Below are 16,383 nucleotides of genomic sequence, written 5' to 3' on the forward strand. Positions count from 1 at the left end.
AAGTGCCCAAGCTACTCACCTGTCCATCTGCAGCGGTGTTACATATTGCTGGCCGTCAAGGTCTCGATTGCCCCGAGACAACTGCTCCCCTGCGCCCACCTGGCAACGCTTGATTTATATACCCCTCCCGCCCCGCCAGAGCGCGCCAGTGTATGGCTGGACTACAGGGAGACACCTCATGAACATGATCAACCGACTGAGCCTGGGCGTCGCACTTGCCTGCGCCGTCACCCCTGCTCTGGCGTCGCCACAGGGAGCCGACAGCACGACCTCCTCATTGACCCTGACCAACGCCCAGGGGGAAAGCAGCCAGTGGAATGGCATCGGGCGCTTGAGCAGGCCAGACCACAGCCAGTGCATCGCGACACTGATCGACAGCCGCGACCCGTTGATGCCTTCATCCGGCCCCGCCTATGTCGTCACCGCTGGCCATTGCGTGGACAAACGCAACGGGGTGATCGGCCATGACCTGCCAATCGAGGGTACTGTCAGCTTCAACTATTTTGTCGATACGCAGGACCAGCGCCGTACTGTAGCCCTCAAGCGTAGGGTCTGGAGCAGCATACAGGGTACAGACCTGGCGCTGCTCGAGCTGGATGCAAGCCTGGAGGTACTCATGGCTCACGGCCTGACACCGCTCACGCTTGGCGACAGCCCACCACCAGGCAGCCAGGTCCGGGTGGTCGGCGAACTCTCCTCCCCTGGCCTGGGCCTGGCAACCTGCAGCGAAGTGGACGTGCCTATTTTGCTACAGCACCCTCAGCTACGGCGCAACATCAAGGGCAATGACTGTCCAGGCGTGGGACCGGGCTCATCGGGCAGCCCGGTGATAAACGACAACGCTCAGCTCGTCAGTGTGATCAACAGCATTGTTGTCTCAAGCGACGTCGACGCAGCCCCCTGCGACACCAACAGTCCTTGTCAGCTGGGTGAAGACCAGATCACCGCCAAACCACTCAAGAATACCGCTGTACCGCTCAATCGCCTCAAAGGCTGCTTCACCGCAGGTGTTGCCGACCTGACACTGGATAGCTGCCAACTGTTGCCGGGCTTTCAGTTGCAAGCACAGAGGTGGCCCAGACTGGTCACCAAGATCGCCACGGATGCAGAAGGCAACGACCGCATACCCGGCTGGGACCTGAGCTTCGCCCTCGATACGCCGCGCTACCGCTATAAGGCTGTGCGTGATCCATTGGCCTGCGAAGACCCGCAAAATTACAGCGGTACCATCCCGGCTGCCGAAAACCGCATCGATGACCCGATCGGACCGGAGCCTGGCTGGCACTTCCTCTGTCTGATCGGTGTCGACTCCCCCGAGCACCATCCGTCACCGGCCTTGATGGCCAATAGCTTGAGCCTTGCCGTCAAGCTGCTGCCGGCAGCGCCCGTACCGGCACCGGACATGAGAATCGAGGTGCGCCCAAACGGTAATGTGAAAGTCACCTGGCGCACCGATCCGCCCCACCTCTCGAATTACCGGGTCAAGCGCGGCCCTCCCGCAACCACCGATTGCGACGACCCTGCGGGCCTGCGCCTGCTGCGTCACCAGAGCTATGAGTTCAAGGCCGCGCAACTACCACTCAAACTCTGCACAGTGAGCGAAGACCTGATCGACCAACGTTCTGCGGTACGTACCGATCTGCTCCAATCCGCTTCAACGGATGACTGATGCCAAAACAAAAAGGGGCCCTGCTCTCACAAGCAGGACCCCTTGCGGTGAATCAGCTGTTATCAGCTGTACACACGGCCCAGCAACTGGCGATGGCTCTCGAACTGGTCGAGTACATCACGGGTGATCTGGTCAGGCGTGAAGCCCATCAGGTCGTATTCCTGGCTGCCGTTGTGCAGGTACACCTCGGCACGGTAGAAGCGCTGGCGCACTTCGCTTTCACCTTCGACCGGCGCCTCGCTTGGTGCGGCCAGGTAACCGTCCAGGCTCACTTCGTAGACGAAAGGGTTGCCCTCTTCCATCATCACCCGCAATCCCATGGTCGAACGCGACTGACCGACGCGGGTCTCCACCTCAACGCCGAGGTTGCGCAGCTGCACGGCGGCTTCCTTCAGTGCCGGGCTGACCTGCTTGTCCATGAAACGCTGGACCATCGCCTGGGTCGGCTGCAGGTCGAGCTGGCTCAGGCGCTCGCTGAAACCACGGCGACCGCGGGCTGCCAGCTCGGCTTGTTCCTGTTCGATCTGGCTGTCCTGCTTCATGGCCTTGTACAGGCCGAACATGAACAGCACCAGCACCACCGAGAACGGCAAGCCGGCCAGTACCACCATGGTCTGCATGGCGGCGAAGTTGCCGGCAAACAGCAGACCGATGGTCACCAGGGTGATCACTACCGACCAGAACACCACCATCCAGTGCGGCGCGTCCTCGTCGACCTGGCCGCCTTTGCACGACAGGTTGGCCATCATCACCGCGCCAGAATCGGCCGGGGTGAGGAACAGCACGAAGCCGACGAATACCGCTACACCAATGACAATCTTGGCCGCCGGGAAGAATTCCAGCAGTTGGTAGATCGACATCGACGGCTGCTCAAGCGCGGTCTTGCCCAGCTCCACGGCGCCATGGTTCATCACCAGGTCCAGCGCGGTGTTGCCGAAGATCGACAGCCAGGCCAAGGTGAAGCCCAGCGGAATCAGCAGGACCCCGGCGACCAGTTCACGCACGGTGCGGCCCTTGGAGATACGCGCGATGAACATGCCGACGAACGGGCCCCAGGAAATCCACCAGGCCCAGTAGAACACGGTCCACAGCCCCAGCCAGCGCTCGGACTTGCCCGCCTCGCTTTCGTAGACGTAGAGATCGAAAGTCTTCAGCACGATGCCGTTGAGGTAGTCGCCGATGTTCTGCACGAAACCGTTGAGCAGGTGCAGAGTGTCACCGGCCAGCAGGACGAAGATAAGCAGACCGCTGAACAGGATGATGTTCAGGTTCGACAGGCGTCGGATGCCGTTCTCTACACCGGAAACTGCGGCCACAGTAGCCACTGTGGCCATGACCAGGATCACGATCAGCAGGTTGGTCTTGCTGTGGTCCATGCCGAACAGGTATTCCAGGCCCGAAGACACCTGCATCGAGCCGATACCGAGGTTGGTCACCAGACCCAGCAGCGTCACGAACATGCCGAAGATGTCCACCGCGTGACCGGCGCCACCCTTGACCCAGCGCTCGCCCATCAGCGGGTACAGCGCCGAGCGCAGCGCCAGCGGCTGGTTGTGACGGTAGGCGAAGTAACCCACAGCCAGGCCGACCAGGGCGTAGATCGCCCAGCCGTGCAGGCCCCAGTGCAGGAAGGTCAGCTGCAGGCCCTGGCGCGCAGCCTCGGCGCTGGCAGAAGCACCTTCTGGCGGGTTGAAGTAGTGGTCCAGCGGCTCGGAAGCGCCGAAGTACAACAGCGAGATGCCGATACCCGAGGAGAACAGCATGCCGGCCCAAGCGCCGTAGCTGAAGTCGGGTTTGTCGTCCTTGCCGCCAAGCTTGAGCTTGCCGAAGCTGGAGAAGGCCAGGACGACCACGAATACCAGGTAGCCGCCGATCACCAGCATGTAATACCAGCCGAAGCTGCGTGTCAGCCAGGTCTGGGCAACGTTGAGCACTTCGCCGGCTTTTTCAGGTACCGCGATAAGCAAGGCAGTCAACACGAGGATCAGCAACGCGGAGGTGATGAACACCACGCGGTTGACCCGGACCCTCTCAGTAGGGGTCTTGGTAAGGGAGGCAGAACTCATTGCACGTAGGCTCCGGGCAGTGCGAGAGAAACGAAACGACCTTTGCCTGAGCAAATGGTGCAATAGCCCCACTGCGTCAGGTGTTATAAAAGCACCTTGGAAAACCGTGATCCCGAATCGATTGCGTTGAAAAAAAACAGAACGAAAACCCCGCTCCGAGGGTTGACCGTGCAGTCCTCGACCGCTCGGCAGATCTGTTCAACGCGCCGCTTACACCCGTCAACACCTTGTATTTCGGGGGTTCCACGCCTTTTTGGGGTGCCAATTTGGGCCAACTGACGACAGGAAAAACCTGTCAATGGCACAGATTGTCGCAGAGCTTATTCTTTGTTGATTGAACGTTCAATCAAAACAAAATAGACTGGCCTTCGCCGAGGCAGCCGCTCGTCGACTGCTCGCAGGCCTGAGGAGATTTGCAAGATGCCCAAGGTCGGTATGCAACCCATCCGCCGCCAGCAGTTGATCGAAGCCACTTTGCTGGCCATCGACCAGGTCGGCATGGGTGACGCCAGCATTGCGCTGATCGCCCGTTTGGCCGGTGTGTCGAATGGCATCATCAGTCACTACTTTCAGGACAAGAACGGCCTGATCGCAGCGACCATGCGGTATTTGATGAGCGTGCTGAACGAGAACGTCGTCACCAACCGGCAGGCGCTCAAGGACAACAGCCCGCGTGCCCACCTGCAGGTGATCATCGAAGGCAACTTCGACGCCAGCCAGGTCAACGGCCCGGCAATGAAAACCTGGTTGGCCTTCTGGGCCTCCAGCATGCACCAGCCGTCTTTGCACAGGTTGCAGCGGATCAACGATCACCGCTTGTATTCCAACCTGTGCTGCCAGTTCCGTCGCGCCCTGCCGTTGCCTGAAGCACGCAGCGCGGCCCGCGGGCTGGCAGCGTTGATCGACGGTCTGTGGCTGCGCGGTGCGTTGTCCGGAGACGCCTTCGACACCGACCAGGCGAAACAAATCGCTTACGAATACATGGATCTACAACTGGCGAAGCAGACGAGCCTGGACACATACACCCAGGCCTCTGAACCACTACGCGCCGCAATTGCCAAACCGGCAGGAGCGTCGCTCGGATAGCCAAAAACACAATGCACTTGCGAGGACACTATGGCCCGTTTCGAACTGCAAAAACTCTACATTGATGGTGGTTATGTCGACGCTTCCAGCGACGCTACCTTCGACGCCATCAACCCGGCCAACGGCGAAGTCCTCGCTCAGGTGCAACGTGCCACTCAAGCAGACGTCGAGCGCGCAGTAGAAAGCGCCGAGCGTGGCCAGAAAGTCTGGGCGGCGATGACCGCCATGCAGCGTTCGCGCATCCTGCGCCGTGCCGTCGACATCCTGCGCGAGCGCAACGATGAGCTGGCGGCCCTGGAAACCCTGGACACCGGCAAGTCCTACTCGGAAACCCGCTACGTCGACATCGTCACCGGCGCTGACGTACTGGAATACTACGCAGGCCTGGTGCCAGCCATCGAAGGCGAGCAGATCCCGCTGCGCGACAGCTCGTTCGTCTACACCCGCCGCGAGCCGCTGGGCGTGACCGTCGGTATCGGCGCCTGGAACTACCCGATCCAGATCGCCCTGTGGAAATCCGCACCCGCCCTCGCGGCCGGTAACGCGATGATCTTCAAGCCGTCGGAAGTCACCTCGCTGACCACCCTGAAACTGGCCGAAATCTACACCGAAGCCGGCCTGCCAGACGGCGTATTCAACGTTCTGACCGGCAGCGGCCGTGAAGTCGGCACCTGGCTGACCGAGCACCCGCGCATCGAGAAAGTTTCCTTTACCGGCGGCACCACCACCGGCAAGAAAGTCATGGCCAGCGCCTCGAGCTCCTCGCTCAAGGAAGTCACCATGGAACTGGGCGGCAAGTCGCCACTGATCATCTGCGAAGACGCCGACCTCGATCGCGCCGCCGACATCGCCATGATGGCCAACTTCTACAGCTCGGGTCAGGTCTGCACCAACGGCACCCGCGTATTCGTCCCTGCCTCGATGAAAGCGGCCTTCGAAGCCAAGATCGCCGAGCGCGTTGCCCGTATCCGCGTTGGCAACCCTGAAGACGAAAACACCAACTTCGGCCCGCTGGTCAGCTTCGCCCACATGGAAAGCGTGCTGGGCTACATCGCCAAAGGCAAGGAAGAAGGCGCACGCGTTCTGTGTGGCGGCGAGCGTCTGACCGACGGTGAATTCGCCAAGGGCGCGTTCGTGGCACCAACCGTGTTCACCGACTGCCGTGACGACATGACCATCGTCAAGGAAGAAATCTTCGGCCCAGTGATGAGCATTCTTTCCTACGAAACCGAGGAAGAAGTCATCCGTCGCGCCAACGATACCGAGTACGGCCTGGCCGCTGGCGTCTGCACCAACGACATCAGCCGCGCCCACCGCATCATCCACCAGCTGGAAGCCGGTATCTGCTGGATCAACGCCTGGGGCGAATCGCCTGCTGAAATGCCGGTTGGCGGCTACAAGCAGTCCGGTGTCGGCCGTGAAAACGGCGTGAGCTCGCTGGCTCAGTACACTCGCATCAAGTCGGTACAGGTCGAGCTGGGCAACTACAACTCGGTGTTCTAAGCACCCCTGTAGCCGCGCCCGGTCCGCAAAGCCCGGGCGCCCCCGCTTTCCTGTCTACTGCCAAAATGAGGGAACAGAAATGTCCCATGAATTCGATTACATCATCGTCGGTGCCGGCTCTGCCGGTAACACCCTGGCGACCCGCCTGACCGAAGACGAAGGCGTTACCGTCCTGCTGCTGGAAGCCGGTGGCCCGGACTACCGCGCCGACTTCCGCACCCAGATGCCAGCTGCCCTGGCCTTCCCGCTGCAGGGTCGCCGCTACAACTGGGCTTACGAGACCGATCCCGAGCCGCACATGGACGGCCGCCGGATGGAATGCGGTCGCGGCAAGGGCCTGGGTGGTTCGTCGCTGATCAACGGCATGTGCTACATCCGTGGCAACGCCATGGACTTCGACGGCTGGGCAGAACTGCCAGGCCTGCAGGACTGGACCTACCTGGACTGCCTGCCGTACTTCCGCAAAGCGGAAACCCGCGACATCGGCGCGAACGACTACCACGGTGGCGAAGGCCCGGTCAGCGTGACCACGCCGAAAGCCGGCAACAACCCGCTGTTCCACGCCATGGTCGAAGCCGGCGTGCAGGCCGGTTACCCGCGCACCGAAGACCTCAACGGCTACCAGCAGGAAGGCTTCGGTCCGATGGACCGTACCGTGACGCCTAAAGGCCGTCGCTCCAGCACCGCCCGCGGCTACCTGGACACCGCCAAGAAGCGCTCGACCCTGACCATCGTCACCCACGCCCTGACCGATCGCGTCGTGTTCGACGGCAAGCGAGCCATTGGCGTGACCTACCTGGTCGGCGCCAGCGAAGAGCGCGTGGAAGCCCGTGCACGCAAAGAAGTCATCGTCTGCAGCGGCGCCATTGCCTCGCCGCAACTGCTGCAACGCTCCGGTGTCGGCCCGGCCGAACTGCTGAAAAGCCTCGACATTCCGGTGGTCCACGACCTGCCGGGCGTCGGCGAAAACCTCCAGGACCACCTGGAACTGTACCTACAGTACGCCTGCACCCAGCCGGTCTCCCTGTACCCGTCGCTGCTCTGGTACAACCAGCCGGCCATCGGTGCCGAGTGGCTGTTCAACGGTACCGGTATCGGCGCCAGCAACCAGTTCGAGGCCGGTGGTTTCATCCGTACCCGTCCAGAATTCAAATGGCCGAACATCCAGTACCACTTCCTGCCGGTTGCGATTAACTACAACGGCAGCAACGGCGTACAGGAACACGGCTTCCAGGCGCACATGGGTTCGATGCGTTCGCCTAGCCGCGGCCGTATCCAGGCCAAGTCGAAAGACCCGCGCCAGCACCCGAGCATCCTGTTCAACTACATGGCTACCGAGCAGGACTGGCAGGAATTCCGTGACGGCATCCGCCTGACCCGCGAAATCATGGCCCAGCCGGCGCTGGACCCTTACCGTGGTCGCGAGATCAGCCCGGGTGCCGATGTGCAGACCGACGAAGAACTGGACACGTTCATCCGCGAGCACGCCGAAACCGCGTTCCACCCGTCCTGCTCGTGCAAGATGGGTACCGACGACATGGCGGTGGTCGATGGCCAGGGTCGCGTGCATGGCATGCAGGGTCTGCGTGTGGTCGATGCCTCGATCATGCCGATCATCATCACCGGCAACCTCAACGCCACCACGATCATGATCGCCGAGAAAATCTCCGACAAGATCCGTGGCCGCCAGCCGTTGCCGCGTAGCACTGCCAAGTACTACGTTGCCAATGACGCACCGGTCAAAGGCAAAGCGATGCGTGAAGTGAAGCAGGCCTGATGCATCGCGGGGCAAGCCCGCTCCCACCGTGGTTGTGTTTAACCTGTGGGAGCGGGCTTGCCCCGTGATAAGGCCCGCCAAAGCAACACAAATCAGGCACCCGATGGGTGCCTTTTTTGTGCCTGCGATTAACCCTTTACAGCCCGCCAACTCCTCAGGTTAGAATCCTTGGCACGCGACCTGCTTATCCACAGCAAACCGCCCCCTTCCTGCTTTGCCCCGGAGTACTGCCTTTGGATGCGTCCACCATCAATAGCCTGTTCTTGATCGGCGCATTGCTGGTAGGTGCAAGTATCCTGGTCAGCTCACTGTCATCGCGGCTGGGCATCCCGATCCTGGTCATCATCCTCGCCGTCGGCATGCTCGCCGGCGTGGATGGCGGCGGCATCATCTTCAACAACTACCCGACCGCCTACCTGGTGGGCAACCTGGCGCTGGCGGTGATCCTCCTCGACGGCGGCTTGCGCACGCGCGTGGCGAGTTTCCGCGTGGCCCTGTGGCCGGCGTTATCGCTGGCCACGGTCGGCGTGCTGATCACCACCGGACTCACCGGCATGGTCGCCGCCTGGCTGTTCAACCTGAGCCTGATCCAGGGCCTGCTGATCGGTGCCATTGTCGGCTCCACCGACGCCGCAGCGGTGTTCTCGCTACTCGGCGGCAAAGGCCTGAACGAACGGGTAACCGCGACCCTGGAGATCGAATCGGGCAGCAACGACCCGATGGCGGTGTTCCTTACCGTCACGCTCATCGACATGATCGCCAGCGGCCAGACCGGCCTGCACTGGAGCCTGCTCACCCACCTGCTGCGCGAGTTCGGTATCGGCGGCCTGATGGGCCTCGGTGGCGGCTGGCTGATGCTGCAGCTGGTCAACCGCATCAACCTGGCGGGCGGCCTCTATCCGATCCTGGTGATTGCCGGTGGCCTGGTGGTGTTCTCCCTGACCAACGCCTTGCACGGCAGCGGCTTCCTCGCCGTGTACCTGTGCGGCCTGGTGCTGGGCAACCGGCCGATCCGCAGCCGCCACGGCATTCTGCACATGCTCGACGGCATGGCCTGGCTGGCACAGATCGGCATGTTCCTGGTCCTCGGCCTGCTGGTCACCCCGCATGACCTGCTGCCGATCGCCCTGCCCGCCCTGGGCCTGGCGCTGTGGATGATCATCTTTGCCCGGCCGCTGTCGGTGATTGCCAGCCTGCTGCCGTTCAAGGCCTTCCACGGCCGTGAGAAAGCCTTTATCTCCTGGGTCGGCCTGCGCGGCGCGGTACCGATCATTCTCGCGGTGTTCCCGTTGATGGCCGGGCTGCCCGATGCCCAGCTGTTCTTCAACCTGGCGTTCTTTATCGTCCTGGTCTCGCTGCTGGTACAAGGCACCAGCCTGCCGTGGATGGCCAAGCTGCTCAAGGTCACGGTGCCACCCGACCCGGCGCCGATCTCGCGCTCGGCCCTGGAAGTGCACATCACCAGCGAGTGGGAACTGTTCGTCTACCGCCTCGGTGCCGAAAAATGGTGCATCGGCGCCGCCCTGCGTGAGCTGAAAATGCCCGAAGGCACGCGTATCGCCGCCCTGTTTCGTGGCCAGCAACTGCTCCATCCGTCGGGAAGTACCACCCTGGAAGTCGACGATCTGCTGTGCGTGATCGGCCACGAACACAACCTGCCGGCCCTCGGCAAGCTGTTCAGCCAGGCCCCGCAACGCGGTCTGGATTTGCGCTTCTTTGGTGACTTCGTGCTCGAAGGTGACGCAGAACTGGGGGCTGTAGCGGCATTGTACGGTTTGCAGCTCGACGGCCAGGACCCGCATATGCCGCTCAGCCGCTTCATCGCCCAGAAGGTTGGGGGTGCGCCGGTGGTCGGTGACCAGATCGATTGGAACAACACCCTGTGGACGGTGGCTGTGATGGAGGGGAACAAGATCAGCAAAGTGGGCGTCAAATTCCCCGAAGGAACTCGACCGGGCCCCGGCTTGTTCCTTTAAACTCAAAACTTCGCCCCTGGTTGCAAGAATTTTCTGCCTATGTCTCTGCGCACCTCCATATGCGCAGCCCTGCTCGGGCTGTGTCTGTCACTCTCCTACGCCTGGGCGGCAGAACCGCCAACCCGTGCGTCCATCCAACACAGCCTGGACAAGATCGCCGAGCGCAAACTGCCGGAAGCCGAGCAAAAGGCTCTGCAGCAGGTTCTCGAACAGACCCTGACTTTCCTCAGTACCAAGGAAGACAGCGAGAAAAAGCTCGTCGCCCTCAAGCAGCAGCTCAGCGATGCGCCGCGCCAGACCAGCGAGAACCAGCGCGAGCTGCTCAAACTCAATGACAGCAAGGTGGTCGCCGTCGCCCAGCGCTATGCCGCGCTGAGCGTACCGCAGCTGGAACAGTTGCTGGCCGAGCGCACCACCGAGCAAGGCGAACTGCAGAAAGCCCTGTCTGAAGCCAACAGCCTGACCATTACCTCGCAGACCCGTCCGGAGCGGGCCCAGGCTGAAATCAGCGCCAACCAGACCCGCGCCCAGCAGATCAACACCAGCCTCAAGCTCGGCAAGGATGGCGGTAAACCGCTGACCGCCGACCTGCGCAACCAGCTCAACGCCGAACTGGCGGCGATCAACGCCGTGACCCTGCTGCGCCGCCAGGAACTGGCCGGCAACAGCCTGCTGCAAGACCTGGGCAACAGTCAGCACGACCTGCTGATCGAGCGTGCCACACGCCTGGAACAAGAAATCCAGGACATGCAGACGCTGATCAACCAGAAGCGCCTGGCCCAGTCGCAACAGACCGTTACCGAGCAGTCCATCGAAGCGCAAAAGGCCGGCGGCAGCACCTTGCTGGCCACCGAAAGCGCCGCCAACCTGAAGCTCTCCGATTACCTGCTGCGCAGCACCGACCGCCTCAACGAGCTGACCCAGCAGAACCTCAAGACCAAACAGCAACTGGACAGCCTGACCCAGGCCGACCAGGCCCTGGATGAGCAGATCAGTGTGCTCAAGGGCAGCCTGTTGCTGTCGAAGATCCTCTACAAGCAGAAACAGGCGCTGCCGCACCTGAAGGTCGACCGCAACCTCGCCGACCAGATCGCCGATATCCGCCTGTACCAGTTCGAGATCAACCAGCAGCGCGAGCAGATCACCAGCCCGAGCAGCTACGTCGACAAACTGCTTGCCAATCAGCCTCAGGAAAACGCCACCCCGCAACTGCGTAAAGCCTTGCTGGAAGTGGCAATCACCCGTAGTGATCTGCTTGAACGACTCAATCGCGAACTGAGCGCCCTGCTCAACGAATCCATCACCCTGCAACTGAACCAGAAGCAGCTGCTGAGTACCTCGCAGAGCTTGCGCACCACCCTCGACGAGCAGATGTTCTGGATCCCGAGCAACAAGCCACTGGACCTGGAATGGCTGGGTACGGTGCCTGAGCGCCTGAAAAAGCAACTGATCAGCCTGCCCTGGGGTTCCGGAATCAAGGAGCTCGGCGACGGCCTGACCCAGCGCCCGCTGCTGTTCCTGCCCTTGCTGCTGTTGATCGGCGCCCTGCTGTGGCGGCGCAAGTACCTGTATGGCCGATTGAACAAGGTTCACCAGGACGTCGGCCACTTCAAGCGTGACAGCCAGTGGCACACGCCTCAGGCCATTCTGATCAACATTCTCCTGGCCATGCCCCTGAGCCTGGGCCTGGCCCTCTGCGGCCTGGCCCTGCAGATCGATGCCCGCGGGCAGAACGCCAACCTCGGCGCCGCGCTGTTTCAGATCGCCCAGGCCTGGCTGGTGTTCTACACCGCGTACCGGATACTGGCGCCAGGCGGCGTGGCTGAACTGCATTTCCGCTGGGACAAGCCGCAAGTCGAGTTCCTGCGCCGCTGGATTCGCCGTCTGGGTGCAGTGGTACTGGCGCTGGTCGGCGTTGTCGCGGTGGCAGAACATCAGCCCTCGGCGCTGGCCGACGACGTGCTCGGCATTGGCGTGGTGCTGACCTGCTATGCCCTGATGACCTGGCTGCTCAGCCGCCTGCTACTCAGCAGCCCGGCGCACCGCAACACCTCACTGTTCCGCCAGGCTGTGGGCGTAGCTTTCACTGCCTTGCCGGTCGCCTTGTTCATCGCCGTGTGCTTCGGTTACTACTACACCGCGCTGAAGCTCACCGACCGCCTGATCGACACCCTCTACCTGCTGATGTTCTGGCTGGTGATCGAGGCCGCGTTCGTTCGTGGTCTGGCCGTTGCCGCCCGGCGCCTGGCTTACCAGCGGGCGCTGAGCAAGCGTCAGGCGACCACCAAGGAAGGCCTCGATGGCGAAGTGATTGTCGAAGAGCCGACCCTCGACATCGAACAGGTCAACCAGCAGTCCCTGCGCCTGATCCGCCTGGCCCTGCTCGGCGGCTTCATCGGTGCGCTGTACTGGGTCTGGTCCGACCTGATCAGCGTGGTGGCCTACCTCGACAATATCACCCTGTACGAGTACACCAGCGGCACCGGCGCGGCCATGAGCATGGTGCCGATCAGCCTCAGCGACATGCTCGGCGCCCTGGTGATCATCGGCATTACCTTCGCGCTGGCGCGCAACTTGCCGGGCCTGCTCGAAGTACTGGTGCTGTCGCGCCTGAACCTGGCCCAGGGCAGCGCCTACGCCACCACCACGCTGCTGTCCTATGTGATTGCCGGGGTCGGCTTCGTCTCCACGCTCTCGGCCCTCGGCGTCAGCTGGGACAAACTGCAGTGGCTGGTGGCCGCACTGTCGGTGGGCCTGGGCTTCGGCATGCAGGAGATCTTCGCCAACTTCATCTCCGGCATCATGATCCTGTTCGAGCGTCCGGTACGGATCGGCGACACCATCACCATCGGCAACCTGTCCGGCACGGTGAGCAAGATCCGTATCCGCGCCACGACCATTACCGACTTCGACCGCAAGGACATCATTGTCCCGAACAAGACCTTCATCACCGGGCAACTGATCAACTGGTCGCTGACCGACACCATCACCCGCGTCACCCTCAAGCTCGGTGTCGACTATGGCTCGGACCTGGACCTGGTACGCACCCTGCTACTCAAGGCCGCCAACGACAACCCGCGGGTGCTCAAGGAGCCGGAGCCGATTGTCTACTTCCTGAACTTCGGTGAAAGCACCCTGGACCATGAACTGCGCATGCACGTGCGCGACCTCGGTGACCGCAACCCGGTACTCGATGAGATCAACCGCTTCATCAACAAGGAATTCAAGAAGCAGAAGATCAACATCTCGTTCCGGCAGATGGAGGTTTACCTGAAGAACATGCAGGGCCAGGAATACAAAATGGTCCCGGTGGAGAGTCTGGACAAGACCGTGACTCAGCCGCTGAGCGATGACCACAAGCCAAACGACGCGGCACCCGGCAAAACCGCCTGACTGGACGTAGACGGCCATACCCTTGCAGAATGATCGGATATTCTGCAGGAGATGGCCGTTGAAAGCCCTCGACGAACTGACCTTCGACAACCGTTTTGCCCGCCTCGGCGACGCCTTTTCTACCTCGGTGCTACCTGACCCGATTGCCGAGCCACGCCTGGTGGTGGCCAGCGAGGCCGCCATGGCCCTGCTGGACCTGGAGCCGACCGAGGCGCACTCGCCGATGTTCGCCGAGCTGTTTGGCGGCCACAAGCTCTGGAGCGAGGCCGAGCCGCGGGCGATGGTCTATTCCGGACACCAGTTCGGTGGCTATAACCCGCGCCTGGGCGATGGCCGCGGCCTGCTGCTGGGCGAGGTCTACAACGACGCCGGCGAGCATTGGGACCTGCACCTCAAGGGCGCGGGAGAAACGCCTTACTCGCGCATGGGCGACGGCCGTGCGGTACTGCGCTCGTCGATCCGCGAATTCCTCGCCAGCGAAGCCCTGCACGCCCTGGGCATCCCCAGCAGCCGCGCCTTGTGCGTGATCGGCTCAAGCACACCGGTATGGCGTGAAACCCAGGAGCGCGCGGCGATGCTCCTGCGCCTGGCGCCGAGCCATGTGCGCTTCGGGCATTTCGAGTATTTCTACTACACCCGCCAGCCCGAGCAGCAACGCATCCTCGCCGAGCATGTGCTGAAACTGCATTTCCCCGAATGCCAGACCGAGCCGGAACCGTACCTGGCGATGTTTCGCAGCATCGTCGAGCGCAACGCCGAACTGATCGCCCTGTGGCAAGCCTATGGCTTCTGCCACGGGGTGATGAACACCGACAACATGTCGATCCTCGGCATCACCTTCGACTTCGGCCCGTTCGCCTTCCTCGACGACTTCGACGCCAACTTCATCTGCAATCATTCCGATGACCAAGGCCGCTACAGCTACAGCAACCAGGTGCCCATCGCCCACTGGAACCTCAGCGCCCTGGCGCAGGCGCTGACGCCGTTCATCAGTGTCCCGGCGCTGCAAGAAACCCTGGCGCTGTTCCTGCCGCTGTACGAAGCCCATTACCTGCACCTGATGCGCCGACGCCTGGGCCTGCAGCGTGCAGAGGAGAACGACAAGGCACTGATCGAACGCCTGTTGCAACTGATGCAGCCCGGCGCGGTGGATTACACCCTGTTCTTCCGCAAGCTGGGCGACCAGCCCGCCGAACAGGCGCTGCAGGTGGTGCGCGATGACTTTGTCGACCTGGCCGGTTTCGACCGCTGGGCCGTGGATTACCTGGCCCGCATCGCTCGTGAACCCGACAACGCCGAAGGCCGTCGCGAGCGTATGCACGCGGTCAATCCGCTGTACATCCTGCGCAACTATCTGGCCCAGCGCGCCATCGAGGCCGCTGAAGGCGGTGACTACGAAGAAGTGCGGCGCCTGCATCAGGTGCTGTGCAAGCCGTTCGAGGAGCAGCCGGGAATGCAGGCCTATGCCGAACGACCGCCGGAGTGGGGCAAGCATCTGGAGATCAGTTGCTCGTCCTGACCCGGTAGGAGCGGGCTTGTTGTGGGAGCTGGCTTGCCCCGCGATGCTCTGTAACTGACAAACCGCAATCGCGGGGCAAGCCCGCTCCCACAGACAGCCGCCCCACAGCCAAATCCTGGAGTACCGATGACCGATCCACTGCTAATACCCTGCCCGCACTGCAACGGCCTGAACCGCATCCCCGCTGAGCGCCTCGGCGATACGCCAAAATGCGGCCGCTGCAAAAACCCGGTGCTACTGAGCAAGCCCTTCGACCTCAAGCAAGGCGACTACGCCAGCCAGATCAAGGGCGACCTGCCGTTGCTGATCGACGTCTGGGCCGACTGGTGCGGGCCATGCAAGTCCTTCGCGCCAATCTTCGAACAGGCTGCCAGCCAGTTGAGCGGGCGCTGCCGCCTGGCCAAGCTGGACAGCGAGGCCAATCAGCAACTGGCGGGGCAACTGGCAATTCGTTCGATTCCCAGCCTGATCCTGTTCAAGAACGGTAGGGAAGTGGCGCGCCAGAGCGGTGCATTTCCACTCCAGCAGCTACTGGAGTGGTTACGCAGCCAGGGGATCTAGGCGTTTTCTTCCAGCAGTGCGTGCAACTCGACAAACTGCTGGGTCAGCTTGTGCCGGGGCTCCAGGTGGATCAACGGCAGGTTGGCCTGGTGCGACTCGCGCATCTTCACCGAACTGTTGAGGTACACCGGTAGCACCGGCAGACCTTCAGCCAGCAGCTCGTCGAGCATCTGCTGCGGCAAGCTGGCCCGGGCCTGGAACTGGTTGACGACAATGCCTTCGACTTGCAGGTCTTCATTGTGGTCGTCCTTGAGTTCTTCGATTTCGGCCAGCAGGCCATACAGCGCCTGGCGGGAAAAACTGTCGCAATCGAAGGGAATCAACACGCGATCAGCAGCGATCAGCGCAGAAACCGCGTAAAAATTCAGGGCTGGCGGGGTATCCAGATAGATCCGGTCGTAGTCCTCTTCCAGCTCGTCGAGCAGTTTGCGCAGCTTGTTGATCTTGTGCTTGGCCTCAAGCTTGGGCTGCAGGTCGGCCAGCTCGGCGGTGGCAGTCACCACATGCAGGTTGTCGAAGGGGGTTTCGTAGATATCGACCTTGTTCTTCTTGGCAAACGGACCGGATGACAGGGTCTGCTTGAAGAAATCGGCAATGCCCATGGGAATGTCCTCGCCGGTCAGCCCGGTGAGGTACTGGGTCGAGTTGGCCTGGGCATCCAGGTCGATCAGCAAGGTTCGATAGCCTTCATTGGCACTTACTGCCGCCAGGTTGCAGGCAATGCTCGACTTGCCCACACCACCTTTCTGATTGAACACCACGCGCCGCATGGAAAGACCTCCGTGTATCTGGGAATGACCGAGTATGTCGGCGCAGCGCCGGTTTAGCCAGCA

The 16,383-nt window shown here is 62.0% G+C and carries 10 protein-coding genes; 8 read left to right on the forward strand and 2 right to left on the reverse strand.

The annotated features are described in order from the left end of the window. Nucleotides 1–178 precede the first annotated feature (178 nt). Complete coding sequence (locus ACVI9W_RS10660; RefSeq protein WP_461529969.1) at nucleotides 179–1,669, forward strand: S1 family peptidase; 1,491 nt, start codon at nucleotides 179–181, stop codon at nucleotides 1,667–1,669. A gap of 62 nt (nucleotides 1,670–1,731) precedes the next feature. Here ACVI9W_RS10660 and ACVI9W_RS10665 read toward each other — a convergent pair whose 3' ends face one another. Next, entirely contained in the window at nucleotides 1,732–3,735 is a 2,004-nt protein-coding gene (locus tag ACVI9W_RS10665) for a BCCT family transporter (RefSeq protein WP_157194529.1), read from the reverse strand. 420 nt (nucleotides 3,736–4,155) lie between these two features. Here ACVI9W_RS10665 and betI point away from each other — a divergent pair, with 420 nt between their 5' ends. From betI to trxC, 7 genes are all read left to right on the forward strand, one after another. Beyond that, nucleotides 4,156–4,821, forward strand: a complete 666-nt coding sequence (gene betI / locus ACVI9W_RS10670; protein ID WP_461529970.1) for a transcriptional regulator BetI — start codon at nucleotides 4,156–4,158, stop codon at nucleotides 4,819–4,821. A gap of 30 nt (nucleotides 4,822–4,851) precedes the next feature. Next, entirely contained in the window at nucleotides 4,852–6,324 is a 1,473-nt protein-coding gene (betB, locus tag ACVI9W_RS10675) for a betaine-aldehyde dehydrogenase (RefSeq protein ID WP_461529971.1), read from the forward strand. Nucleotides 6,325–6,403: 79 nt separating this feature from the next. Continuing rightward, nucleotides 6,404–8,101 carry a choline dehydrogenase gene (gene betA / locus ACVI9W_RS10680; protein WP_038615507.1) on the forward strand — a complete coding sequence of 566 codons (1,698 nt, stop codon included), beginning with the start codon at nucleotides 6,404–6,406 and terminating at the stop codon, nucleotides 8,099–8,101. Between the two features lie 233 nt (nucleotides 8,102–8,334). Continuing rightward, entirely contained in the window at nucleotides 8,335–10,077 is a 1,743-nt protein-coding gene (locus ACVI9W_RS10685; protein WP_461529972.1) for a potassium/proton antiporter, read from the forward strand. A gap of 39 nt (nucleotides 10,078–10,116) precedes the next feature. Beyond that, a complete protein-coding gene (gene mscK, locus ACVI9W_RS10690; protein WP_461529973.1) occupies nucleotides 10,117–13,470 on the forward strand; it encodes a mechanosensitive channel MscK in 3,354 nt (1,117 codons plus the stop codon). A 58-nt stretch (nucleotides 13,471–13,528) separates the two neighbouring features. Continuing rightward, a complete protein-coding gene (selO, locus tag ACVI9W_RS10695; protein ID WP_461529974.1) occupies nucleotides 13,529–14,989 on the forward strand; it encodes a protein adenylyltransferase SelO in 1,461 nt (486 codons plus the stop codon). 126 nt (nucleotides 14,990–15,115) lie between these two features. Continuing rightward, complete coding sequence (gene trxC, locus ACVI9W_RS10700; protein WP_038615515.1) at nucleotides 15,116–15,550, forward strand: thioredoxin TrxC; 435 nt, start codon at nucleotides 15,116–15,118, stop codon at nucleotides 15,548–15,550. On the opposite strand, the gene ACVI9W_RS10705 is transcribed toward trxC, so the two are convergent. Further along, nucleotides 15,547–16,320, reverse strand: coding sequence for a ParA family protein (locus ACVI9W_RS10705; RefSeq protein WP_157194537.1), 774 nt, complete (start codon nucleotides 16,318–16,320; stop codon nucleotides 15,547–15,549). The two genes, trxC and ACVI9W_RS10705, sit on opposite strands and share 4 nt — an antisense overlap. Nucleotides 16,321–16,383 lie beyond the last annotated feature (63 nt).

The organism is Pseudomonas sp. 210_17 TE3656 (assembly GCF_054821965.1).